Source organism: Paenibacillus sp. GYB004 (assembly GCF_036577605.1).
Taxonomy (GTDB): domain Bacteria; phylum Bacillota; class Bacilli; order Paenibacillales; family NBRC-103111; genus Paenibacillus_AB; species Paenibacillus_AB oceani.
This window is the reverse complement of sequence record NZ_JARBDB010000073.1, coordinates 19,814-44,647: the sequence shown is the minus strand read 5'-3', so window position 1 is coordinate 44,647 and position 24,834 is coordinate 19,814. Positions and strand designations below refer to the sequence as shown.

The window sequence follows — 24,834 nt, the reverse complement described above, 5'->3', positions numbered from 1 at the left end:
GATAATCCCCCTTGGTTGTTTCTTTTAAATGTAAAGCTACCCTTGCAGCTCGCACAACGTTCCGGCAATATACCGGTATCCATCCGTATCGTAATAGTAATACGTCACCAGCACGGTATGGTCATCCAGTTGAACGGAGCTTGTGTAGCCGATGTCTCTCCCGCTCGCATCTTCCCGCAGCACGATCTCCTCCGATGCGTCCCAGCGCTCGCACTCAGGGTCGAGAAGAGCGGCGCGGATTCCATACGGCTCATACCGGTGACCGTACGTCAACAGCAGACGTCCGTCCTTCAATAACAAACCGTGAAACGGACTTGGCGAGTAAAACGGCTGTGCCGCCGGACGGCTCCAGGTAACCCCGTCATCGGTCGACTCCGACGTATACAGCGGACAACGGTTCGCTTCCGGCCGGCTTCCCTGCAGGCGAGTCCGCATCAAGACGATCAGCTTGCCCGACGGTGCGCGGTACAGAAGCGGCTCCTGAAAGTCGCAGCCGTCGATGGAGCGGACCGTGCCTTGAATCGTCCAAGTATGGCCGCAATTTTCCGTCCGTGCGATCAATACCTCAAATCCGTCCGAACCAAGCCGGTACATCGGAATGAGCAAACTTCCGTCCTTCGCCTGGACGCCCGTTCCCCGTATCGCAACGTCCGGGATCGAAATCGCGACAGGCTGATCCCACGTCTTGCCGTCATCGTTCGAACGAATCGTGTACGCCCCTGCTTTGCGCGCCCGCCATTGATCATACACGGCACGATCACGGGGCTGTTCGGGCAAATCTCCGGTCTCGAACACTTTCCACATAAAAAAAGTGCCCACAATGGTGCCGTCAAACATCACATTCAGACAAGGGTCCTGCACCCCATAAAAGAAGTGATCGAATAACACCTCTGCTTCCGCACTCCAGTTGCGCCCATCCGCCGAAGAAATCGTGACGGCCTTGGACGACGGGTCAATATGATCGTAACGCCCATACACCGATCGCCGATCCGGCGCTTGGCGAAAACCGACCAAGTAACCGCCGTCGTTTAAATGGATTGCACTCGGGAACGTGTTATATTTAGCATCTTTGTACAAAACCATATGTTCCCGCACCGTAAGTCCCTTCACAGCGTATAACCTCCCTGATGCTTGCTGAGTAGCTTGACTTTATTGAAACTTGTTTGGGTGGCTTTACCTCATTAAAACTTGCTTGAGCGTTTGACTTCATAAAAACTTGCTTGGGTGGCTCGACTTCATTTGCCATTTTGCCCCGGATAGATGATAACGCTTCCATTCGTACTCTAAAAACGTTTTCCCTCATTCTCACGCCCGTTTTCCGTTTTCCGTTTTCCGTTTTCCGTTTTCCGTTTTCCGTTTTCATCTTGCTCTCAGCTATTTTCTCTGTATGGTTTGTTAAACCCTCCCTCTGTATTTCTCTTATTACGAGAAATGGTCTCGAAAAGACTTTAAAAAATGAAGACTTTGCTATTCAAAGACAAAGCCCATCCATCATTTCTCTTATTACGAGACGTCTTCTCGTATTATATTCATTATATAAGGAACTCCTTATAACCGTCAAGAAATATTGAAGGACCGGACGCACCGTTTCCCGCCAGTTGCCGGCTCCTATGCCGCCTCCGGACGCTCTCCTGTCGATCTGTGTTGAGACCGATAAGACTATTTGGGTATTCGCCACTAATGTCGCTCTGACGATAACAGGGAGAGAAGAACCGAACCCAAGAATAGCGGTTTGCACCCTTTATTTTGTCTAAAAACCGCTTGGGTGGGGATATAAGAGCGGTTTGGAGCTGCTAAGATCGGCGAAACGGGGGTTCCCCTACACACGTCCAGCGGTCGTTGCATTGGCGACTGATTAAACTCCGTACGTTGAAATCGTAACGTGAAGCGTCCCCTGCGATCAAGTTGTCGAAGTAGACGTTAATCTCTTGTCCGGTTAATCTCCTCTTCGATTATCTTCTTCATAGACCTTTACTCCATGCTTGTAGGACTGTCTCCGTATGGAGGCGCTTCCCACAGCCCCGGCTTGCGGCCGGATGCGCACCTTGGCGAAGCCAAATGTCGGCATTCACGATTTGAGTCATTTCTACAAGCTGTTCCGGCAATCTACAGGATGACGCCGCGCATGTACTGAATGAAGTATGCAGGGGGGCAAACGGAGGAATGATAACCTCATTCCAATCTGATCAACGACAAACAAAGAGCGCAACTGCAGTCTATAGACCGCAAGTACGCTCTGAAAATGGTCCGGAATTCCTCCACTTTTGTACATTCGTTTCAATCGGTTCAGCAGCCGCTTCCGCGTATGCCCTTGCCATTACAAAAGGGCCGTAGAATTCTACGGCCCCCTGCCCACCATCAATCACAAAATCGTTTTCCAGTAGCACGCCACCCCAGGCTCGCCTCCGCCGTACACAAGCTCCAGTTCGCCATCGCCATCCAGATCCAGAACGCGTTTGAGCAGCCCCATACCCGGTACGATCTTACCCGTGTAGTGTATTCCGACCGGACTTGTCGTCCGGTATACCCGGCCGGTTTGCCTGTCGGCGCCGGACATAATGATCACTTCTTTGCAACCGTCCTTGTCCAAATCGACGGCTTGAATCTCGATCATTCGATTCGTGCTAACGATCAACTCGTGGCCGGATATCGGCAAGCTTCGAGCAGGATCGAGAACCGGCAGCCCGTCGGGACCGATGCCTTTGTTCAGCAAATAGTAGACGCCCGCTCCGGGATTCGGGTCTGTCTTGAATCCGCCTTGATACGTCGCTCCGCCTGCGATTAAATCTTCCAGCCCGTCTCCGTCCAGATCGACAGCCGCGGGACATACCCGGTTATGAATCCGGATGACGTTGCCGTCACAATCCTTCAGCGGTCCGGCGGACCGAAACTTGAATGCGTCTTCGCGCACCGCCTCACCGTCGTCGATGAGCAGATACAGCAAGCCTTTGTCACTTCCCGCAATGAGATGCTGGCGTCCGCTGCCGTCAAAGTCCCATTTGGCGATCTGATGAAAACCGCTGTCCGGCGCTTCCTGCCCGTCCGTTTCGCCCTCCATGCGGAATACGCCGTTTTGGTCTTCCACAGCCTTTCTTTCCGTCGATAAATAAACCCCGTCCGCCGTATTCACAATTTCGCGAACCTCGATTTGCGTCCACGTACTGTCCGCCAAATAACGCTTCCCGCTTTGCCGGTCTTCCAGCACGGCGGAATAATTATACCCGGAGGTGACCACATTGCGGCCACTGATCGGACCCATACAGACGAATTCCGGTACCAACCCGTCCGACTGTTTGTTCTGGAGTCTCAGAATGTGAGTACCAGCTGTAAGCAGCAGATCGTTGGCTCCGTCCGTTTGGTCCACAATCAGCTTGGCATGCAGGGAAAACAGTCCGAACATCGGCTTTTCCAGTCCGTCGATCTTCACTTCGCCCAGATTCCGGAAAACCGGCTTTCCGTTTCCGGCAGTATGTACCCGCTGCAAATAGTACAGTTTGGGAAGCCCGTAACCAGCCAAAACAAGCAGATCGTCGGAACCGGTCCGCGGATTGCGGAAAAGCGCAGGCCTTGTGAAAAAGCCGCGGAAGCCCTTGCCGTCCTCCAGGCCGTCCCCGAGCAAGAAGGGCGACCCGTTCTCGTCGTTTATTTTCTCGGCTGGCCGTACGTATTCCGTGCCTAACGACTCCAATAAGGCTTTCCCGTAAGCCGCCTTCGAATGTGCCAAGAGCTTCGTATACTCGATGCCGGTATATTGCGGTTTCCCTGCTCCGCCGCTTCCGTCAGGCAGCCACCACAGTCTGCCCGACATATCGCCGACGATCAGATCGAGCGATTGCCCGTCCGGATTGGGATAAACCATCGGGTAGATGTAGTTGTAAAAGTTCGGGTCGATATAGCCGTTCCCGTCACCTATCGTATGGTTCGGATTGTCGTACGGAATATTGAGCGGCAATCCCGACCGGCTGTCCTGCACTCTCTCTACGTACTCGAACGTGATGTCCGGATACGTTCCTTTGCGCTCGAACCAGTACAGGAACCCGTACCGGTCGGATACGATCAGATCGCCCTCCCCGTCCCGGTTCCAGTCGGCAGGGATGCCCATTGTCGGGACGAATTTGTTTTTGCACACCAGCTTTGGCGGTACGTCAAGCTCGCTGTCCTGCAAGTGATCGGTTGGATAAAGATAGATTCCCGACCATATTCTGCTGATCAGCAAGTCTTTGGCCCGCTCTGCCGACCAACTGACCATCGAGCCTGCCGTTACAAGCCCGAACGCAATCGGGCCGTATTCGGTCTTGATCGGGATTTGTTCGCCGAACTGAATGATAGGTTCCATCGATTTCGTCATACCTCCGCTGTATTATGGTTTTTGACTTTGCATGGCCGGATCAACTTATAAACCGGATAAACAAGTCTGCTTCCGCACTTAATGTAGTTGCGGCCATTTCCGAAATGAGCTCCTGTCCGGTCACGGACGGATCACGGATCGTTTGCAGGAAATCCTGCACATAGGCAACCGCATCCGAAATGGCGTTTTGACTTACAAGCTGTTGAATAACCGTTAAGCGGTACGTCAGGTGATCGGCGAATACGGCATTGATTTGACCCGACTTTCCGAATTGATCGACCCGGTTCAGCATCGCGCCCGCCGTACCGGTATCGGTGGGGACGAACAAGGTGAATTCGCACAAAATATCCGTACCGCTCGATTCCAATATTTCCACTTTGGCAAATCGCGCATGAACAGGCTGGTCGAAGACGATGTACTGCATCTGGTTCATAATGACATCTTCATATTCGGCGACCGGGCTGCCCCAATTTACGCCATCGGCGGACAAATAAACATTAGCGGTTTCCGGCAAGCTCTGTTTCAGGATGATTCCGATCTTACTGAACGGATACGACTGATCGAGCTCGATCGACCAATAGGCGCCCTCCCCTGTCTGTACTTTGGCAGCGGAATAATTGTAGGTCAGATTTCCGTCGATCGGACCGTGCGGATGGAAATTGCTATGGATATAGTTCATATCCGTCGAAATCTGCAGACTACCGTTCTTATACATCTTCCACAAGTCCAATTTTCCGGTTTCACTGTCCCAAATGGTCGTAGGCTCCTCATAGTTTAAAAAATCGTTCACCGTACTAAACGTTCCGCTGATCTTTTTGGCGCAAGAGTCGTAATATACCGTAAAAATACGTCCGTCGTCGAGCCGAACGCTGCTCGGGTAACTCTCATCCCCGCAATGCCCGGCATACATCAAGACCCGCTCCGAAACGGGCGTTCCGTCCGCCTGGATGATCTGACCGACGACCGGGCGGCCGAATGCATACAAACCTGAATAATCTCCCCATGTATGCAAAATGTTCGGGGCGGAGCTCCCCGGGTCGAGCACAAGCAGATTGGAGGCATGTGCCTCCATATCCGTCGGGACGGGCGTTGTCCAAGTTAAACCGTTGTCGTACGAATGGGCTTCGTGTGCATATTTAGCGGTTCGGATCATCACCATCAGGTGGCCGTTCCCGAGATCGGCCAATGCCGGCTCCACCCAGTTCGTTCCGTAAGGGTTCGGTATTTCCACTTCGTCGGCTTGCGGCCAGCTTATGCCTCCGTCCGGGCTTCTGCCGATCATAATTTTTGACTGCCAGTGGCCGGGCATTTTGCCGTAGCGCGGGATTAACAGATCGCCGTTATCCAGTTCAATCACCTTCGAGGTTGTCGCCGCATAGTCCAGCTTCGTCTCCACCAAGACCGGACTGGACCAAGTAAATCCCCCGTCGTTGGAACGGACCCTGTAAGTGCCCAAAATCTTCGAAGGACTCTGGCTCCAATCTGTGGAAAAATAAGTAAGGAGTAGCGTTCCATCGCTCGTCTGCATAACGCTGGGGTCACGGTCATCGTACACGGAATCCGCCACGGTTGTAGGGGCCGTCCATGTCTGTCCGTCATCGGCACTCCGCACCATGGAGATTCGCCCGCTTTGCGAAGTATGAGCCGGGCTGTCGTAATACACGACGATCAAGTCCCCGTTCTGAAGCTTCTCCACATCCGGGAAAAACGTATTCCGCGCTCCACCTGCCGCTACGGTCACATCAGGCTGCCCGGATTCGATATCCGCTCTCACGGGCTGGAAGGACACCAGGAACAAGCAGAGAAACAACAAAACCGACACAATACGAACCGTCTTATTCATTTTCATATCGATTCACGCTCCTTATCGTTTCCACTCGTCCAGCCGGATCATGGCGGTTTCCTCCGATTGGCGCAATGCCGTATTCAGATCCACCGTACCGAGCATGGCTTGCTCCGCCAAGCCGTTGTAAACGCCGACGATCCGGTTTTCATAGATGCCTTTGACCGGAACGGGCGCCATCTTGTTGTAAAACAACGCTTGCCAGTTTTTGTCCTTGAATGCCGTTTCCAGTCCGAGCGCCTGCTTGACGTCCTTGTTTTGCACGACCGGCATATATCCCTGCTTCGCCAGAGAAAGCTGAAACTCGTCGGATACCATATACTTCAGCACTTCCATAGCCGCCTCTTTGTTTTGCGATATATTCGTGATTCCGAAGTAGGCGGTGTACGGCTGAACGCCAACACTTGGCTGTTCTTTAAGCGTCGGCACCGACACCCAGTCCCAGTTAAACGCTTTCATCTCATTAGGCCAGGTCGGAGCCAGGGCGGATACGTAAGCAAGCATCGCTTGCGAGCGGTCTTTCATGAATGCGTTTACGACGTGGCTTTTATTTGTTTTCAAGCTGTTGAGATACGCTTTTACTTCCTGCATTTCCGTTGGCTCGATCAGCAGCTTCTGATAAAAGCTGCGCCACCGGCTGTCCTTATTGATCGTGGGCTGTTCCGTTTTCCCGTCGACAACGGGGATGGAATACGGGTTCATATAAAACATATAGGTGGAGAATGGCGCATACCCGATATATTGCGTGTCTCCGTCTTTGCGCGTCAGCCGCTTGGAAAGCGTATACACTTCGTCCCAAGTCATGCCGTTTTTCGGATACTCCACCCCGAATTTGTCGAATAGGTCTTTATTGTAATACAAAGCCATCGTATCCGTATGGATGGGAAGCGCATACAAGCCGTGCGGTGACGACTGAACGCCGCCGATGATCGACGGATCGAACCGTCCCAGGTCGACTTGATGTTTCTTTAGCAACTCGGTCATATCAGACTGCAGGCCGTATTGAATCGCTTCATTCTCGAAGGAGCCGACATTTGCGAAATAAATATCGAATGGCGTTTTCGCTGTGACCATTTCCGCGATTCCCGTTCCCGTACCGCTGCGATGGATATATTGGATCGTATAGTTGGGGAATTTCTCCCTCAATTTGTTGCCGTAGCGATTATTGAATTGCTCCGGCGCCAAGCCGCTGTGCGAATAAAAGATAACCTCTGCCGGTTCGTTGTTGGCCGTATCCATTTTTTCATTCTTTTCGGTTCCGCTAGCGCCATTTTGCCCGTTCCCCGTTCCGCCGCAGCCCGCTAATAAGGTCGTAACCAGCACCGAGGTTAGAAAAGCACTGGCTTTCGCATGTTTCGGCATGTCGTTAAACCCTCCTTTTATTTGATAGTGTTAGTCTTGCCCGTGTTTTTTCCTGACATTGACGCACTTGACCGCCACTGTGATAAAATAAAGCGACTGAGCAACCGAGGGGGATACTTATGGTGCAATCGCGCGATCTGGCTGCCACCACGTTCTGGGATCGTCTGAATATCAAGGTTCGCATTGGCTCGCTGCTTTTCGATGTTTTGCTCAACGACAATATCGTTCCCCGGGCGCTCGGGTATGTGCAGGAAAAGCATAATCACGCCGCCTTTGAGCTTCAATTCGTTTGGTCCGGTTCCGGTACTTTGATCTTTGACGAGACGGAGCAGATACTTGGAAGCGGTTCCATTCATCTGATCGGTCCGAACATTTTTCATGGGGTCAAACCTGACGCGAACGATCCTGTAGTTCGCAGTACGCTTCGCTTCACATTCCGTGAGGATAAAGAAAGCGACTCCTGGTTCCCTCTGACAGAATCGGAGCAATTGGAAGCCGTGCTATCCTCCGTGAATTACTGCCGCCTGCCGGCCGATGCGGATCATGGCATGTTATTCCGCCTTGTGGATGAAATCCGGCATGAAATCGCGACTCCTTCGCTGGGCTCGTATACGAACGTGCAAAGCTTGTTCGCGCAAATCATCGTTCGAGTCGCGCGCGCGGTCCGTCTGGATAGCGGAACGCCTGTCGATTACGCTATACCGAGTCGAGTCACGGACGATTTGCGCTCCCACATCATCGATGTTTTTTTCATGGGATACCGGCAAAATCTGACCCTGGAAATGCTCGCCGCACAATTAAGTTTAAGCACCAAGCAAGTCAACCGTCTGCTCAAGAAGTACTTCCAAACCTCATTTAAGCAAAAACTGCTTGATACAAGAGTCGAAGTGGCCAAGGACCTGCTGCGGACAAGCGCTTTGCCTGTGGAACGGATTGCCGGGGAAGTCGGCTACCCCTCGACCCACCGGTTTTATTACCTGTTTCAAAAAAAGCTGGGGATGACCCCGACCGAGTACAGAAACCGAAATCAAGATGGCATGAGCCGTTCCGATCCTTGATCAAACCTCCCTTCGTAACCAAGTGTACCGGTAATAAATGGGATCAACAATCAACGAAGCGGACATCTTTTGCGACGAAATGTCCCGTTTTGAGGCGGCAACACATTCGATTTTCGCTTCAGCCAAATCATTAGCTGCCTGCACTAAGGGCTTGTTGTTCTCAGATAATGATTTCCATAAACGTTAAAAAACCGCAGAATGCGATTCTCTGCGGCTAGGGACTTGATATCCCGGATATGAGGACGGCGCTTCTCTATTCCGTCTTTCTTCTCAAACTGTCCCGGACGTGAAGTGAAATGACGCTCTTGCTAATGATCGTTCCTGTCACACGATGGTCCCCGTTGCGTCGATCCAATTCGTTCCATTCCACCATATAGGTTTATTAATAGTGGTATCGTAATAGAAAAGTCCTTTCATCAGATTGGCGGTTGGTCGCATTCCGGAAGCCCCCAAATTATTCGACCGTGTGAAATCCGCTTTTCTCGTATGCGTTAATTGCCCGACAAACTTGGTTGCCTCCGCCCATCCGTCCGTATTGATGTTTGTAAATTCACAGTTTGTGATTTGGGTTGCTCCGTTTGATGCGTTCGCAGTAATGCATCTTTCCGCTACATTCCCCACTCGTTCCTTTGCCAAATCACCGCTAAATCTGCAATTACTTAAATAGTTCGTGCCGGCCATGTACAAATAGATGCAAAAGTTTTTGACCGGTTGATTTGGGAAAGCAGTTAATGGATTGAAGCTGCCTCTCACATCAAAATCAAAATTAGCAACATTATATAACCGAAGGAAATTTTCCGACGCCTGTTTCACGATGACATTCATATACCCCTCGTTTAAATGGTTGGCCATGACGCCATATCTGCAAGTGTCAATTTCAAGAGAGTCGAATTTCAGATTGTATACCGGTTGCGCATTTCCTGCGATCCCGATATGGACCGCATAGGATTCGGCGGTTCCTTTGATATATACGCGATTCAGGTGAACATTCGTGCATCCTGTAATGACAAGCAGCCTCTTTGGCGCAGCCACATCATTTTCAATGTAGACCGTGCCAATTTCAATATTTCTAATATTTGCACCTTCCCCATATTTGGTCGTAACCCCCAAAGCGCTCATCGAGCTTGATTTGACATAGAGATAGTTTAAATATACGTCGGAAACTTGCTCGCCCCAGTTCGGCTCAATATCAAACCCTCCGGGCATCGTTACATGGCCGACTCCGATTGATTTGACAGCCTGAAACGTAATCTGCTTCCCCTCGCAGATGGATACGGTATTGCGGCCCAGCGCAATGGGGGTGACCCCGTCCGTATCAACGGAAATGCCTTCTACCTCATCAAAATCGAGGCCGTAGGTGTTAGGCCCATTGATGTAAATCACGTCGCCGGACGGGTTTTTGCCATGAATTTTGCCGAACCGGGCGTTTCTGCAGTTTTGCAAATACAAGCAGTGTCTAAACTCTTGCAAATATACCGTATTGTAAACCCCGCCAACGACACAGTTGTTGTTCAGGTGATTGCCGTCGAAGCGGATTTCGTCGATTACAAAATTCGAACAGTTATTCAATTGCAAAGTTCGGGTCTGGGGGTTGGTTGCAGGCAATTGATCGGGTCTTTTTAAAACCCCTCGAAATACTAACCGGAAGTCCGATTTTCCTTCTACTACGATATTGTCCACGATATACGTTTTTCCCAGATCCGTCACCAAGGTCAGATGATTGCTGCATACATAATCCAATGCATCCCGGAACGCTTGGGAGTCATCGGTTACCCCATCGCCGACAGCGCCAAACTCCTTTACGTTTACAGGAATGTGACCGTATTCTTGCCGGATCTCTTCCATTATTCGGCGAATACCGCGGGCCTCTCCATGAAGACGGTTTGTCAGATTTCCATATACGTCATCCACCACGCCGTTACCCTGACGCGCAAAGCTTACGCTCTTCCCCAAAAAGACGCCTGCTACCGCCGCAGAGCCCGCTACGCTCAACAGCTTTCTCCTGCTAAACTTCGCGTCTACGGCTTTGTCAGCTGCAGCTTCCTTTTCTTGGTTTGATTGATCGTTAACGATTGACATTATAACAACTCCTCACTTGTTATGATTGCGCTTTCATGTCTTGATTGTAAAGGAGACTGTGCATGACATTCCATTGCCGATCGGGTCTTCCTTCTCGGCGATACGGTCATATCGGACAAAACGACAAAAAAGACCTTCGCGGCGGCGCGTGAAGATCAACGATTTTCTTCCCTATATTTTCCAGGGGAGCGTCCCGTCTCCCGCACGAACAGCTTATTGAAAAAGGCCGGGTCCCCATAACCGACCAATTCGGCAACGACATTGACTTTCTCGTCCGTATCCGTCAGCAGGCGCTTTGCATGTTTGATCCGGATGCGATGCACGTACTCGATTACGCTCGAACCCGTATATTGATTGAACAACCGGTTCAATTGGCGGACGCCGATCTGGAACAGCGCGGATATATCGGGCAATGTAATTTTCTGGTTATAATGGCGCTCGACGTACCCGCATATACGGCGGACGAGTAACTCTTGGGGCGAGCGGTGGTCGGCATGATGATTGCGGTTTTTGTAGAAACGCGACAGCAAGATGAACAGATTGGTCATTTTCAGTTGAATGATGGCCTGATAACCCGGCTGCCGGCGATTCAATTCCTGAAGAAGCTCCTCCAGAATGGTCCTGGTTCTGTCCGCCGCTTCGCCCCGCAGATTCAGCTTGTGATGAAATCGGGAGTGTCCGTTCAGAAAAGGCTGGACGTAAAAAAAGTCGAGGGAATCGGTAATGTGCAACCTGTTAAGAAGCGAATGCGGGATAAAGTCCGGTTCGAACAGGCAATTGAACAGCACGATGCGCTGATCTTCCTTCAGCGAATATCCGTGCCTCTCGCCCGGATTGATGATAAATATGTCTCCCGCCTGGATCTCGTAACAAATATCTTGGAACAAATGCGTAGCCCGTCCGTCGGCAATGTAGATCAGCTCGACAAACTTATGAGTGTGAAAATCCGGCATATCCCGCACGTCATGGAGATTTTGCTGAATCCAAAACGGAAAATCGCGAGGATGCGAATACAGGCTCATCGATTTGATTCTCATAACGACACCCCGATTCACGGTATTACTCGCTTTCTCCATTTTATAACATACCCCGGACGAGGAAGTCACGCGGGACTTTCCATTATCAATTAATCTAGTTAGTTATTAATGCAATTAATATTTAATGTAATTAATTTAATTCAGTGCCGGTTTGGCTAGCCAGCCTACGTTTTCCCGTGTGGCCGTCTGATTCACAAACTCGCCTCCCGAATGAAAAACAACTCCGACTATTTCTATACAAGGAAGGGAATACGCTCCTTTTGGAGAATTTAGAGTTTGAGGAAATACATAGAACCAAGTACAAGGAGAACCGAGATGAACGAATTAGAAGACCTTACCCGGAAGTGGCTTGATCGGATCGGCAAGCCGGAGCGCTATGAATACGAGCGTCGTCTGAGTCTTATCCGCAAAATAGAGACGGCCGAGTTTGATGGTGAGCTGTATGAGCAGGCAAACGGTCCGGGTACGGTGCAACGGACACTATTAATGCTGCCGAAGACGATCAACGGCAAATTGCCGGCGGTAGTCGTTCCGTTTTACTACCCCGACCGGATGGCCGGGTACGATCTCGACACGCTCGAGCCAACCGACGAGCCTGACATTGCGATGGCTCTGCAACTCGTACGCCGCGGATATGCGGTTGTCTCCGCGGATGCTTATCACCTGACCTACCGGGAGTTCGAACTGGAACGCCGGGATTTCTCCCGTTGGCGGCACGCCGCCGACAGTCTGCTTCGCGACCACCCGGAGTGGACAGGCATCGGCAAACTGATAGCCGATACTCAGCTTCTGGTGGACCTTCTGTGTGCGGACTCTCGGGTCGACCACGATCGGATCGGGATAGCGGGGCATTCGCTTGGCGGGAAGATGGCTTTATATACAGGTTGTCTGGATCACCGGATCAAAGCTATGCTGTGCAGCGACTTCGGGCTTGAATGGGATCGCTCGAATTGGAACGAACCGTGGTATTGGGGAGACAAGCTCGATGCACTGAAAGCCGCCGGTATGGATCATGCGGAGCTTCTGCGCCTTGCCGGGCTGAAGCCGTTTGTTCTAATCGCAGGGCTGTACGACAATGAAGATGCGCTGAACGGTATAAAACAGGCGGGTTATTCCGATCCGTCGCAATATCTCTTCATCAATCACGCCAGCGGTCACCGTCCGCCGGTCGAAACTCTCGAGCAAGGTTATGATTTCTTGCAGAAAAGCTTCTAACGTCGTTCGCGGTGGACTAAGGCAGCCGATCGGTTTCGTTCGGCTGCCTTTACCTTTGTGAAACATTCGTTCTCCATTACTTCGATTGATGCATTCCGATTGAATTTTTGCTCATTTTCCAAAAGATCTTCTGACGACTTGTGCAAGTATGACAAAGCCACAAATAACGAAGAAAACGAAGCCAATATACTGAAAGATCGACTCGACGTGCTCTATAACATCTTTCCAGAAAAAGAAGTTCGGAACCGGCATCAGCATTAGAACGGTGCCGACAACAAAGCCATAAAACCATATTCGAGTGTCTTCACTTCTCATTGTAAGCCACCTTTCCCAATCCCGATCTTTGTGCGGGTCTGACTAACATAATAAGAGTCTTGGCGAGGCGGTTGATTCATTGTGGACAACCAAGTGGAAAGGGAAAAGATTACCTTCTGGCGAGTTTTGTCTGGAATCCCCTATCTTACAATCTTTATTTAATAAAGGGATTCAGGACAACCTGTTTGAGCTGAAGAAGGTAACTTTTCACTTGGAACAACCTGCTAACACTTCTACACATTGAATCGACAGCCTCTTTGGCATCCTTTAATTTCGGAATATTGGCGGGACCGAGGCGCATAGAAGTGGGTTGCACCCTTTATCTCAGCCAACGGATAGGGGGTGTACCCTTTTCGCGGAAATTAGCAGCTCCAAACCGCTCTTATTTCCCCGCCCAAGCGGATTTTGTTCAAAGTAACGGGTACAAACCGCTCCAATCCGGTTTACTCGTCGATGCAGCTCATAACCATATTATTGAATAAATTGCGTGTATAGAGTTTATCCGTCACAATTGGAAAGTACGCCCAAAGCAGATTATATTCGGGCTCCATTAGCAAGCGAACGCCGCCGGCTCCGCCATGATCATACGCATGAGCCGACCGTAAGCAGCCGCTGTCATCCTGCTTCATACTGCGCACGTTCCAGCCGTAGCCCCATGATGCTTCCCGGAACGTCATTCCGTTGGAGGCGGCGGGAACGCCGGGGATTTGGTTTTTCACCATTTCGCGTACGGAAGCCGGACTTAGTATTCTCGAATTGCCATATCGACCGCCGTTTAGAAACATTTGCCCGAATATTGCCATATCCATCACCGTCGAATAAGCGCCGCCGGAAGCCGACGGATCGCGCAGCGCTTCCGGTGTGCCGAGCCATCTGCCTCCAGCCAAATTCTCATCTCTTCTGACGGCTCTCCCAAACAAAGCTTCGGGGACAACGTAAAACGTATCTTTCATCCCAAGGGGCTCGAAAATTCGTTCTGCAGCAAATTGTTGCAGCGATTGTCCGCTTACGCGTCTTACCATTTCCCCGAGAAGTTTGTACCCATAACCCAAGTATCGCATTTCCGTCCCGGGCGGCTTCCACAACGGAGCCCCGCAGCTGAGATCAAAATACTTTCGCTCTTTCGGGTGCGAAGTCGGCTCCGGTTCCGGAACTACGCTCCCCAGCAGCTCCTGTTTTTTCACATGGTCGTGCACATCTTCTTGGCGCAAACCCGATGTATGCGTAAGCAGATGATGGAGATTAACGGCCGCCTTCCCCTCCCCGACAAATTCGGGAATAAACCGATTCACCGGGTCAAACAAATCCAATTTGCCATCCTCGACGAGGATCAGGATGCAAGTCGCGGTGATCGGTTTCGTCAAGGAAGCGAGAGGAAATAACGAATCTTTCTCCAGGTGTGCCGATCCCTTATCCGGTGTTAGCGGACCGTAAGCATCGTGCGATACGATCACTCCATTCCTTGCAACTAACATAGCAGCCGCAGGCGTCGCTCCCTCCTCCACCCACATCTTCACTCTGCGCTCCAGTTCGTTCACTCGCTCAGGCCGCATTCCGGCCTGCTCCGGGGTACCTTCTTGCAGTTTCGTATACTTCATTCGCAAGATCACCTCTTCGATTTTATGTACAAGCGCACACCGGGAGAACAAACACCCCGCTGCGAAAACATCACCCGCTATGAATTCTAGATTTTACCATAAATTCCTTTCGTTAGATTCACAACACGGAATAACATCAACAAAAAAATCCCCCAAACCGAATTCAATCGGTTGAGGGATAGGTCCATTGGAGTGGACGATTACACCAAGTATTTTCCTGTGATCGACTGCTCCGCATGAAGGATCTGCGTAGGGGTGCCCTCGAAGACGACCTGACCGCCCTTGCTGCCTCCGTCCGGTCCCATATCGATGATCCAGTCCGCATGGCTGATCACATCGAGATTGTGCTCGATGACGATCACCGTATTGCCGGCATCCACCAGGCGGTTCATAATCCCGAGAAGCTGCCCGATATCCGACATATGCAGACCGGTCGTCGGCTCGTCCATCACGTAGATGCTGCCCTTCTTATGCAGCTCGCTTGCCAGCTTGATACGCTGGCATTCTCCGCCCGACAGCGTGCTGAGCGGCTGGCCGAGCGTAATATAGTTTAGTCCCACGTCACTGATCGCCTGGAGCTTGCGGACAACCTCCTTCAGCTCGAAAAAGTCCAGCGCCTGCTCCACAGTCATCTGCAGCACATCCGCAATGGATTTGCCGTTCAGCTTGTACTCAAGCACCTCTTCCTTGAACCGTTTGCCTCCGCATACTTCGCAGGGCAGCTTCACGCTTTCGAGGAAAGCCAGATCCGTATATACCACGCCCAGACCCTGACAGTTCTCGCAAGCCCCTTTGGAGTTGAAGCTGAACAAGCCTTGATTCACCTTATTTGCAGAAGCGAACGCCTTGCGCACGTCATCCATAATGCCCGTGTAGGTCGCGGGATTCGAGCGTGTGGACACGCCTACCGCCGATTGGTCGATGACGATCGCATCCGGATGCTGGCTGAGAAAAATATCATTAATCAGCGTACTCTTGCCCGATCCGGCAACGCCCGTAACTAAGGTCAGCACTCCAGTTGGAATATCTACGCTTACGTCCCGCAGATTGTGAAGCGTCGCATCCTGTATGGACAGCTTGCCGGACGGCTGCCTGCAGGCCTGCTTCAGCTGGAGCGGCCGCTTCATATGGGTCCCGGTTAATGTTCCCGACTCCAGCAAGCCCTGGAAGCTTCCTTCGTACATGATGGTACCGCCCCTGCTGCCCGCGTGAGGCCCGACGTCGACGATATGATCCGCAATTTTGATCACGTCGGGATCATGCTCGACGACGATCACAGTGTTGCCCTTGTCGCGCAGCTTCTGGAGCAATTCATTCAACCGGTGCACATCGCGGGGATGCAAGCCGACACTGGGCTCGTCGAAAATGTAAGTGACATCCACCAGACTGCCGCTCAGGTGCTTCACCATCTTGACGCGCTGCGACTCGCCGCCGGACAACGTATCCGTCTCCCGGTCCAGCGTCAAATAGTCAAGCCCGATATCGACCAGATGCTGGAGCCGCTCTGTCAGCGATTTGACCATCGGCGCGGCGACCGCATCGTCTATCTCCCGAATGACGCGGATAAGCTGTCCGACTTCCATGGAGGACAGCTCCGCAATGTTATGTTCATGAATTCTGCAGCTGAGCGCAGCCTGACTGAGCCTTGCGCCGCGGCAGCTGGAGCAGGGTCCTTCGGAGATGTACGGCGCCACAGCCCGCTGTGTGCGCTCGGACTTCGCCTTTACATCCTGCTTGATGTACTTGTTGGTGAACTTCTCGATGACACCTTCTACGGTAATATTCATCGCTTTGCCGGCGAAATCCACCTGCACTTTTTTGGCCTTGCCGAATAACAGCTGCTCCAGATCCTCTTCCGGATAATCGCTTAGCTTCTTATCGGGATCGAAGGGGCCTGCCTGCACGATCATGTTCCACTCCCAGCTGTTCACCGAGTAGTCCGGCAGCATAATCGCTCCTTCGTTCAACGACCTCGACATATCCAGCGCCTTCTTCATATTGACGCCCAGCTTCCGGCCGATCCCGTTGCATTCGGGACACATGCCTTGCGGATCGTTAAACGAGAACATGTGAGCTTGTCCGATATGGGGTTGACCCACCCGCGAGAAGAGAAGGCGCAGAATGGGCGAAATATCGGTAATTGTGCCCATCGTGGAATGGGAACCGCCGCCCAGCCGCTTCTGATCCACGATAACTGCCATGCTCAAGTTCTCGATTCCGTCCGTGTCCGGTTGAGGTACACGTGGCAGAAAATTGCGCACGAACATGCTGAAGTTCTCATTCAGCAATCGCGTGGATTCCGCGGCGATCGTATCGAAGACGATCGATGACTTGCCGGAGCCGGATACTCCGGTGAAGATCGTAATCTTCCGTTTCGGAATGCGCAAGGATACGTTTTTGAGATTGTTCTCCCTCGCACCTGAGATTACGATAAACTCCTGATTGGATTCGCTCATGATAACATCCTTCCGATTAGATTCATGTCTTTTTATATCCGCATTGTACCATTCATTGGGCATTGGAAAACGGATAACCCGAAACTTTCGTTGTGATTTTTTTATTATATTGAAGTTTTACCGGATGCAGATGAGATGCATGGGTACGGGAGAATCCGATTTTTCCTTGGTTTTGCCCACCAACACGAAAAAAAGCTCCGCAACCGCGATAACGCGATTGCGAAGCTTACAGTCTTACTTATCTCCCAGAACGTTAACCAACAACTGCGCACTCTCTGCACGTGTAGCCGTTGCAGCGGGCTCAAGCTCCCCGGCGGATCTGCCTTGCATCCAGCCGCGGGCGACGGATACCCGAATCGCTTCGAGTGCCCATTCGCTGATCGCCGAAGCATCTCGGAACATCGCCAGATCATTCTTGCCTTCGACAGAACCGTACTTCTTCGTCCAAGCTCTGGTCAACATCAACGCCATCTGTTCACGGGTAATCGGGCTGTCCGGATCGAAGCGGTCCAGATCCACCCCGTCCACGATTCCTTCTGCGACCGCCGTGCTGATGACCGGATAGTGCCAGTCGCCTTTACGGACGTCGCGGAATCGGTCCTTCGCCGTATCCGCCCTGTTCGTTAGACCGAATGTCCTCACGAGCATAGCAACAAATTGGGCTCGTGTGACGGTATCGCCCGGGGCGAAGTTTTGTTCGGTTACCCCTTGTACGACCTGCTTGGCGCTTAACGAACGGATCGCCGGATACGCCCAATGGGTAACCGGAACGTCCGCATACGTGCGGTCGTACTCCAGCACCGCATACATACTGAAGTGCGTAAGCTCCGCATCCAGCTTATCTCCGTTACGTTGGCCGCCCGCATAGTGCACCGTCCCGTCATCGGCGATATAGTAAATGCCGAGCAGCTCCGCATCCCGGCTGTCGTCGAATTTCAACGAAAGCTGCATGGGCTGGTTGAACCGGGTATACGCGGATTTCGTGCCATCCGGCCGAACAGCCGACAGTTCCAGACGAACCGCTTCGCCGGCCGGACGAATCAAGACGTGGTCCGAAGCTCCGGCTCCTGCCGATAAGGCTCCGCTGATCTCACTAGCGCTCAAAACGTCGATCGTCAAGGCGATCTGCGCTCCGCTGTCCGCCGTGACGCCCAGCGCCAGGGAGAGTTCCTCCAGCAGCTTGGCGGGAATCCGGATCACCACGTTATTTTTGGATACTTCCAATTCGGAATCTTTCAATAGCTCATGCGCATTGGCCGGAAGAATCAATTCTTTGTTGTCCGCCAGCAGAGTCAAACTGGTTTTACCGTCCTTTGGCTGCAAATCGCTTTCCTTTACCTGCTGCTGCCCTTCGCTCACCGGAGAAGGACGGGGTGCCGGCCCTGACGGATTGCCCGGGCTCGGGCCGGTGTCGTCCGTATCCGGTTCGCTCGGCTCCGGCGTTATCGAAGCTACCGTGACCGGCACAGCTGCGCTTTTGCCCCCGTACACCGCCGTCACAACCGTCGAACCGGCCTGCATGCCCGTAACGTTCCGCCCGTCAACGGACACAATCCCGCCGGGATCGGAAGATAACGTCACTCCATCGGTTACAAGGAAGCGATGACCGTTGTCAAACTGACCGTACACGAATGTCGTCACCGATTCGCCGACCTCAATGTGCGTCTTGGCCAGTTCGAGTTCAATCGAATTCAGAACGGGCGTCTGCGGCTCCTCTTCGCTTACCGTGACAGTCATGTGGGCGATACTCCCGCCGTACACCGCTTGTACCACTGCGCTTCCGGCAGCATGAGCCGTCAGTTCCGCACCGGAAATCGAGACGATTTCGGCCGGCGCGGCACTTAATTCGGCCTGCGAAGAAACGTCATAGGCGAGCGGGCCGTACGTTCCGCGGACTCGAACGGAGTGCTTGCCGCCCGGCTTCATATCCAGATGCAAGGTATCGAAAGCAAGGACTGTTAACGGATGTACGGTAACCGCCGGCAAGTCGACGGTACCGCTTTTGCCGATTCCGTCCACCACGCTGTAAGCTTTATAGAGATGAGTCCCTGGAGCGGGTGCCGGTATCGTCACCGTAACGGGGTTCGCTTCTCCCGCCCCGGCCGCCTGAGCAACGATTACATCCCCTTCCTTCACGAGAATCGTCGAACCGTTCGTTGCCGTCACTTCGAACGAAATCGCGTCGCCTTGCGCAACGTGCGACACGGGGTCGCGGCTTACCGCCAACGATGTGCGCTCTTCGGGCAATACGACCGTCGTTACGCTGGCGTTATCCGCATATACGGAAGCTACATACGAGCTCGCGCCGATCACTATCAGCCGGATGAATTTCGCTCCGGCGGGGGCCGGCGTCTCCAGCGTTACCGTGTCCCACTGATTCATCGCAGACGTAATTTCCTTGCTCATCGCAACTCCCGGAACGACAGCCAGCTCCTTGCCCGTAGCGTCATGGTAGCGCACTTGAAGGATCGGACGATTGGAGCTGCGGCCCGGAGGATTGCTCGTCCTGTACACATCCAGACTCGCCGTGTACGTACGGCCCCCGATCACCGGAATCAGAGCGGAATCAACCGCGACCTCAAGCGCCGTCTCGTTATCGAATAACCGCAGGCTGTTCGAGCCGCTCTTCGCCCGCTCGGCGGATACTTCTACAGCGGCCTGCTTGCCGTTCAGCGTTTCGGGTTTCCGGACAGACCAGCCCGGAATGGAACCATCGGCGGCAAGCGGCTGCTCGAAGCCGGGATTCGCGACATCCAGCTCCTGGGCAGACGGCCCTTGGGGCGGCGCTTCCGTTGCGACTTTTTTGAACAGCTGCACGTTATCGAAATAGGACGTGCCTACCCAGGCCAGCGAGCAAAACAGCACCAGCTTGCCGGTCACGGCGCCTTCCGGCGCGATCGAGCTGAAATCCGCCTTCGCCCAGCGCTGGCTCGGAGATGAGAAGTAGTTGGCCGGCGCCGGCGTAACCTTGATTTCTTTGCCTGCCGCATCGTAATATTTCATCGAGAAAATCGTTCGGCCGCTGCTCAAATAAATATCCGCTTTTCCCGTATACTCCAGACCCGGAGTTACCGAAAACGGAATCGAGATTACGCCCGCCTCAGCCGCCGCCGATGTATCGGCAATTTTCAGGCTGTTTTGTCCTCCGTTTGCCTGCTCTTGCGTGACGTAATATTCCGCTTCGCCGGTCCGATAGCCGAAACGATCCCAGCCGGGAATCGTTCCGTCGGCATTCGTCTGCTCGAAACCGCCGTTGACGACCGGTACCTCGACATCTGTATAAACCGGCGGCCGTTCCTTCGATACTGTAATTTTTTTCAGCACGGACGCTTCATTGTAATAAAGGTTCCCGTCCGGACCGAGCACCATCAGATTCGTTTTCGTGCCGGGAATTTTCGCAAATGCCATAGTGGAAGGGTCCACGGCTACGATTTGGCTGCCGAGCGTCGTATACAAGATGCCCTCCGCATCCCAGCGCAGCTTTACCGGCACCCAGGAATGGTCGAATACCCAATCCGTGGACGTAATTTCCTTTTGCTTGACGATCTCGTACGTATCCGGATTCATGGCGAAAATGGTGCCGTACGCCGCGCCCCAAAGGAGACCGTCCGGACCGAACGCCAAGCCGCCGATCGCTTTGGGCTTCGTCCCTCCGGCTTGCCGGATCTCAGGCACAAACTCGGCTACCTTCTGCTTGGCCGCGACGTCCCAGACGAACATTTTCGCCTCCTGCGCGGCAGGCTCGATCCCGAGTCCGCCCCACACCGTCGTCGAACCGTACAATTTGCCGTTGCGATAAGCCAGCCCCATTATGCTCTGATTGTCTACAACGTTGCGGAACGTCTCCCAAGTCGTTCCGTCATAGACGGAGATGGCTCCGCCGAGCTTGCCGAGCTTCGGAATCGTTCCTGTGAACAGCTTATTGTTCCCTGTCGTCAAAACAAACGGCCGGTCCTGCTCGAAGCCGATCTCGTGAATTTGACGCGGGTTGTCGCCGCGTTCGAGCGGCTTCGTCGTATCCAGCTCATGCATATGGGCGGACGGATATTCGCCGAAAATCATTTTGTCGCCGTAGGCGATCATCCCTTCGGCCTGGCCCATGCTGAACAGTTCTTTCTCCCCGGTGACGATATTATAACGCGCCCCGTAGCTGCCCTGGTATCCCGTACTGTACAGCAATCCGTCCGGACCGAATTCCAGCGACTGAATCGAGACCGGCGTGCCGGGGACGACCGGCATCCAGGACTTGACGACGTTCGTCGTAAAGTTCGCCAGTGCTACCGCTCCGTTGAACAACACGGTCACGAGCGTTTTTCCCGGAAGCTCCGGATCGCCTTGAACGTCCACCCAGGCGCCTCTGCGAAAGTAAGAGCCGAATACCGCACCGGTCGGCGCGGACACGCGCGTATCGAGGTCGAACGAGTGAAATTTACCGTCTGCGACATAATACGTTTTGCCGTTCAACTCCGGCGAGACATACATGCCGCGGTAATTGTCGACCACATCCGGCAGCCACTCCTCCGCCGTCAGATCGTAAATGAGCAATTTGTTCGGAGTGGAGCTCATATGGATGAACAGAAAATCGCGAACGACGCTCATCGCATACACCGTCGGCTCATTTCCCGGGGTAAAGCCGGCTTTGGCCGGGAACGGGATACGGATTCTGCTGCCGTCGGCGGGATTCATCTTGTACAGCTCGCCGATCGCACCGGTGCCTGCATACAGAAACCCGTTGTAATATTCGATAGCGCGAACATATTCCGTGGCCGGCGTCATCTTGCCGTAGTCCGATAGCTGGTTCGTCCGGGGATCGTATTTAAAGACCGCCCCTGTCGGATACGTTCCGCCGTATACGACTCCCTGCTCGTCCACCGTCAGACCGTACAAGGTGGACGAGCCTGCGGGGGACCCGAGATTGGTGACCGTTTTCGTAACCGGCGAGTACCGGAACAAATATTTGGCGGAGGTGATGTAGACTTGACCTTGCGCATCGACGACATGCCCCCAAGATTGCCCTCCACCGACCAGAGGAAGCGAACGGATCAGGCCGTAGTCGCTCAGATCGACCACATTGAAATAGGCCGGGTTGTCCGCCACGTTCGGATTTCCCGTTACGGTGGTGTACATGACCGGCTTCCCGTCCTCGAAGCCGTAAGAGCTGTCCACGACGGCGGGCGTCGTCACCATCGTCCCGATATCCTCGGGCGGCGAGAACGATCTCGGCACGACATCGGCGGCGGCGGCTTGCGCCGGCACAGCCGGGAGCAGCGGCACTGCCGCTGTGACGGCAACAGAAGCAATCAGCAGCCCGGCTGCCGCCTTGCGGAATTTTCGCATAGCTTTCGGTAGCATGGAACGCACTCCTTCATTATCGTATGATCAGTTCAACTATTCGAACAAGCTTTCGTTCAACAGGCCCAGGAGCAGTCCGGCCGAAGCGATCGCATTCGTCCAGCCGCTCTCGATACAGTACGGCCCCCACCCCGTGTCTCCGTTGTTGCCGAAGTATTCGGCGCGATCCATATCGTAGGCCCGCATCCATCCCCCGTTAAACCGCGAATCCGAACTGCGGATCTGGATGTTGCACATAAACGCCGACAAGGTGCGGTACAGCCCGGCATATTTCCCGTCGCCGGTCGCCTTCCAAGCTTCCCAGCTGTTCATCAGCAGAAAATTGTTCGTATACAACTGGTCGGCGATGCCTTCGCCATTCAACAGGAAGACGCCGGCATCCTCTTTGCCGAACCGGTTCGGGTCCGGATTGTCCGCTTCCTGAATGCCTCCGGCCGCATGCTGATGGGACAGCAAATAGTCGGTGATTCTTTCCAGGCCCGCCGCGATTCCGCCGGTGCTGTCATGCTTCGTCAAAAAGCCGAGCGGCAAAATCAGCCGGTTGAGACCGGATGTCCGGCTGTACATGAAGCGCAGCTCCTGTTCGTGCGCCAGCAAATAGTTCGCGCCTCTCAGGGCGGTGTCCAGATAGCCCCGCTCTCCCGTAACGAGGTAAGCCTGAATAAACGCGGCATGAGCGATACTCTCGAAATGCGGATTCATGCTAGGCGGAAGCTCCCGCGAGGCGCGTTCGCGCCCGATGGCCGCGAGCTGCGAGCCCGTCAATACGTTCGGGCGCAGGCCGGTGACCGGATTTTGCGTAGCAAGAAGCGCCTGTGCCGTCAACAGCCCGCGTCTTTTATATTCCTCCACTCCTGTTTTGCGGTACAAATAAAGCAGCACGAAACATACCCACGCATTATCGTCCGTGAACATCTGATCCGGCTGCGCCGCAGGGTAATCGTACCATTTGAAGAAGCCGCAGGACGGCGAGTCCGGCGAAGTTTCCTGGTATCCGCTACGGAACAAATACTCCATCAAATTTCGTGAAACCGTCTCTCCGTACTCGTCTCCGCTGTATTTGCCGTACAAGTGGAAAAACAGCGCGGCATGGGCATGACAGTCCGGTCTGCGGTCCCTCGACAGAGCTGCCGTCACGGAGTGAATGTTCTCGTACAACCCCGCCGAACCGTCCCGCGCAGGCAGCATGCCGGAGTTCGCGAACCAACTTACGCTGGCCGCGACCGCATCGGCCGGGTCCTTCCCTCCGCTCTCCGTGATCTCCCGCTTCCACATGCGAAAAGGAATGCCCGTCCGCTCCGACAAAGCTTCGATCACAGCCTCCCATCGGCCGTAAGGTCTGAACGCTCTTTGGCTGCGTGCAGACAACAGCGAGAAAGCGGCGTAGACGCATAAGCCTTGTCCCAGTTGCCTGATGAATAGTCCCGGATTCGACTGCTCGCCGCGGCCCTCCGCGATATGAGTTTGCCGGTAAGGTCCAAATTCGAGCCAGCTCTCGGTATAGATCGGGAAGCCGGCGGCCATGCTACCTTCCCATTCCAGCAGCGAGCCCGCAGGCAGCCCGTTCCTGGGTTCGGTCAGGCGCAGCTTTTCCAGCGTCCTGCGGGTTTTGGGGAAGTCCTGTTTCCACCCGAACAGGCGCGAGGTGGGAAAATCGAACGCGCTGACCGCTTCCGCGTACAGCTTTCCCCCAGACTCCACATAGTTCCACAGCCGGGTGACGTTCTCGTGCGAAAGAACCGTTTCCTCCTCAAGCTTCGGCGTGCCGATCAGCAGAACGGCTCCGTATGGCTCCAGCGGCTCGCTGTCCAGCTTCTCGAGCGGGAACGCTTTCATTTCCCCGGCCGCCTCGTAATGAAGCGGTTCTGCCGAAAAGACGGCTGTTTTCATCGGGTCTCTCCTCCTTGTCCCCACGAGTGCAATAAAGATTTTCAAATCCTCTTTGTGGTTCATATGTAGTATTTTAATTCTGAGTGAATAATAGCATATGTAATTTTAAACGGTCAATTGGTTTTTTTGTAGTCTAGTAAATGGGAGTAAAATCCTATTGCAGAAGCGGCGTGCGAGGATTCCCTTAACCGGTGATTCTCCTTGGCCGGGCTTCCCTTAGGCGGGGATTCCGGCTCGTCATAGCGCTTGGCATTGTGCTGTTGGGACTGTTAGGGTTGACG

General features: G+C 53.4%; 12 protein-coding genes. 2 read left to right on the top strand and 10 right to left on the bottom strand.

What is annotated here, in order from left to right:
• Positions 1-36: 36 nt before the first annotated feature.
• From PV433_RS33285 to PV433_RS33270, 4 genes are all read right to left on the bottom strand, one after another.
• A complete protein-coding gene (locus PV433_RS33285) occupies positions 37-1,110 on the bottom strand; it encodes a sialidase family protein (protein ID WP_332076247.1) in 1,074 nt (357 codons plus the stop codon).
• 1,252 nt (positions 1,111-2,362) lie between these two features.
• On the bottom strand, positions 2,363-4,336 hold the full coding sequence (locus PV433_RS33280; protein ID WP_332076246.1) for a hypothetical protein: 1,974 nt from the start codon (positions 4,334-4,336) through the stop codon (positions 2,363-2,365).
• Between the two features lie 52 nt (positions 4,337-4,388).
• The gene (locus tag PV433_RS33275; protein ID WP_332076245.1) at positions 4,389-6,197 is read right to left on the bottom strand and encodes an exo-alpha-sialidase; all 1,809 of its coding nucleotides are present in this window, start codon (positions 6,195-6,197) and stop codon (positions 4,389-4,391) included.
• A gap of 15 nt (positions 6,198-6,212) precedes the next feature.
• Positions 6,213-7,553, bottom strand: a complete 1,341-nt coding sequence (locus tag PV433_RS33270; RefSeq protein WP_332076244.1) for an ABC transporter substrate-binding protein — start codon at positions 7,551-7,553, stop codon at positions 6,213-6,215.
• A gap of 119 nt (positions 7,554-7,672) precedes the next feature.
• Between PV433_RS33270 and PV433_RS33265 the strand changes: the two genes are divergently transcribed.
• Entirely contained in the window at positions 7,673-8,611 is a 939-nt protein-coding gene (locus PV433_RS33265; RefSeq protein ID WP_332076243.1) for an AraC family transcriptional regulator, read from the top strand.
• Positions 8,612-8,935: 324 nt separating this feature from the next.
• Here PV433_RS33265 and PV433_RS33260 read toward each other — a convergent pair whose 3' ends face one another.
• Both PV433_RS33260 and PV433_RS33255 read right to left on the bottom strand, forming a co-directional pair.
• The gene (locus PV433_RS33260; protein WP_332076242.1) at positions 8,936-10,690 is read right to left on the bottom strand and encodes a hypothetical protein; all 1,755 of its coding nucleotides are present in this window, start codon (positions 10,688-10,690) and stop codon (positions 8,936-8,938) included.
• Positions 10,691-10,845: 155 nt separating this feature from the next.
• Complete coding sequence (locus PV433_RS33255; protein WP_332076241.1) at positions 10,846-11,727, bottom strand: AraC family transcriptional regulator; 882 nt, start codon at positions 11,725-11,727, stop codon at positions 10,846-10,848.
• Between the two features lie 276 nt (positions 11,728-12,003).
• Between PV433_RS33255 and PV433_RS33250 the strand changes: the two genes are divergently transcribed.
• Entirely contained in the window at positions 12,004-12,942 is a 939-nt protein-coding gene (locus PV433_RS33250) for an alpha/beta hydrolase family protein (RefSeq protein WP_332076240.1), read from the top strand.
• A gap of 758 nt (positions 12,943-13,700) precedes the next feature.
• Here PV433_RS33250 and PV433_RS33245 read toward each other — a convergent pair.
• The 4 genes from PV433_RS33245 to PV433_RS33230 form a co-directional block, all read right to left on the bottom strand.
• Entirely contained in the window at positions 13,701-14,855 is a 1,155-nt protein-coding gene (locus PV433_RS33245) for a serine hydrolase domain-containing protein (RefSeq protein ID WP_332076239.1), read from the bottom strand.
• Positions 14,856-15,055: 200 nt separating this feature from the next.
• Positions 15,056-17,311 (bottom strand): excinuclease ABC subunit UvrA, encoded by a 2,256-nt coding sequence (locus tag PV433_RS33240; protein WP_332076238.1) that lies wholly within the window; start codon positions 17,309-17,311, stop codon positions 15,056-15,058.
• A 234-nt stretch (positions 17,312-17,545) separates the two neighbouring features.
• Positions 17,546-22,663, bottom strand: coding sequence for an S-layer homology domain-containing protein (locus tag PV433_RS33235; RefSeq protein WP_332076237.1), 5,118 nt, complete (start codon positions 22,661-22,663; stop codon positions 17,546-17,548).
• A 36-nt stretch (positions 22,664-22,699) separates the two neighbouring features.
• Positions 22,700-24,553 carry a hypothetical protein gene (locus PV433_RS33230; RefSeq protein ID WP_332076236.1) on the bottom strand — a complete coding sequence of 618 codons (1,854 nt, stop codon included), beginning with the start codon at positions 24,551-24,553 and terminating at the stop codon, positions 22,700-22,702.
• Positions 24,554-24,834 lie beyond the last annotated feature (281 nt).

Coding starts and splice junctions, on each gene's coding strand:
- PV433_RS33280 (WP_332076246.1), bottom strand. CDS start 4,336: ATGGAACCTATCATTCAGTTCGGCGAACAAATCCCGATCAAGACCGAA.
- PV433_RS33275 (WP_332076245.1), bottom strand. CDS start 6,197: ATGAAAATGAATAAGACGGTTCGTATTGTGTCGGTTTTGTTGTTTCTC.
- PV433_RS33270 (WP_332076244.1), bottom strand. CDS start 7,553: ATGCCGAAACATGCGAAAGCCAGTGCTTTTCTAACCTCGGTGCTGGTT.
- PV433_RS33265 (WP_332076243.1), top strand. CDS start 7,673: ATGGTGCAATCGCGCGATCTGGCTGCCACCACGTTCTGGGATCGTCTG.
- PV433_RS33260 (WP_332076242.1), bottom strand. CDS start 10,690: ATGTCAATCGTTAACGATCAATCAAACCAAGAAAAGGAAGCTGCAGCT.
- PV433_RS33255 (WP_332076241.1), bottom strand. CDS start 11,727: ATGAGAATCAAATCGATGAGCCTGTATTCGCATCCTCGCGATTTTCCG.
- PV433_RS33245 (WP_332076239.1), bottom strand. CDS start 14,855: ATGAAGTATACGAAACTGCAAGAAGGTACCCCGGAGCAGGCCGGAATG.
- PV433_RS33240 (WP_332076238.1), bottom strand. CDS start 17,311: ATGAGCGAATCCAATCAGGAGTTTATCGTAATCTCAGGTGCGAGGGAG.
- PV433_RS33235 (WP_332076237.1), bottom strand. CDS start 22,663: ATGCTACCGAAAGCTATGCGAAAATTCCGCAAGGCGGCAGCCGGGCTG.
- PV433_RS33230 (WP_332076236.1), bottom strand. CDS start 24,553: ATGAAAACAGCCGTCTTTTCGGCAGAACCGCTTCATTACGAGGCGGCC.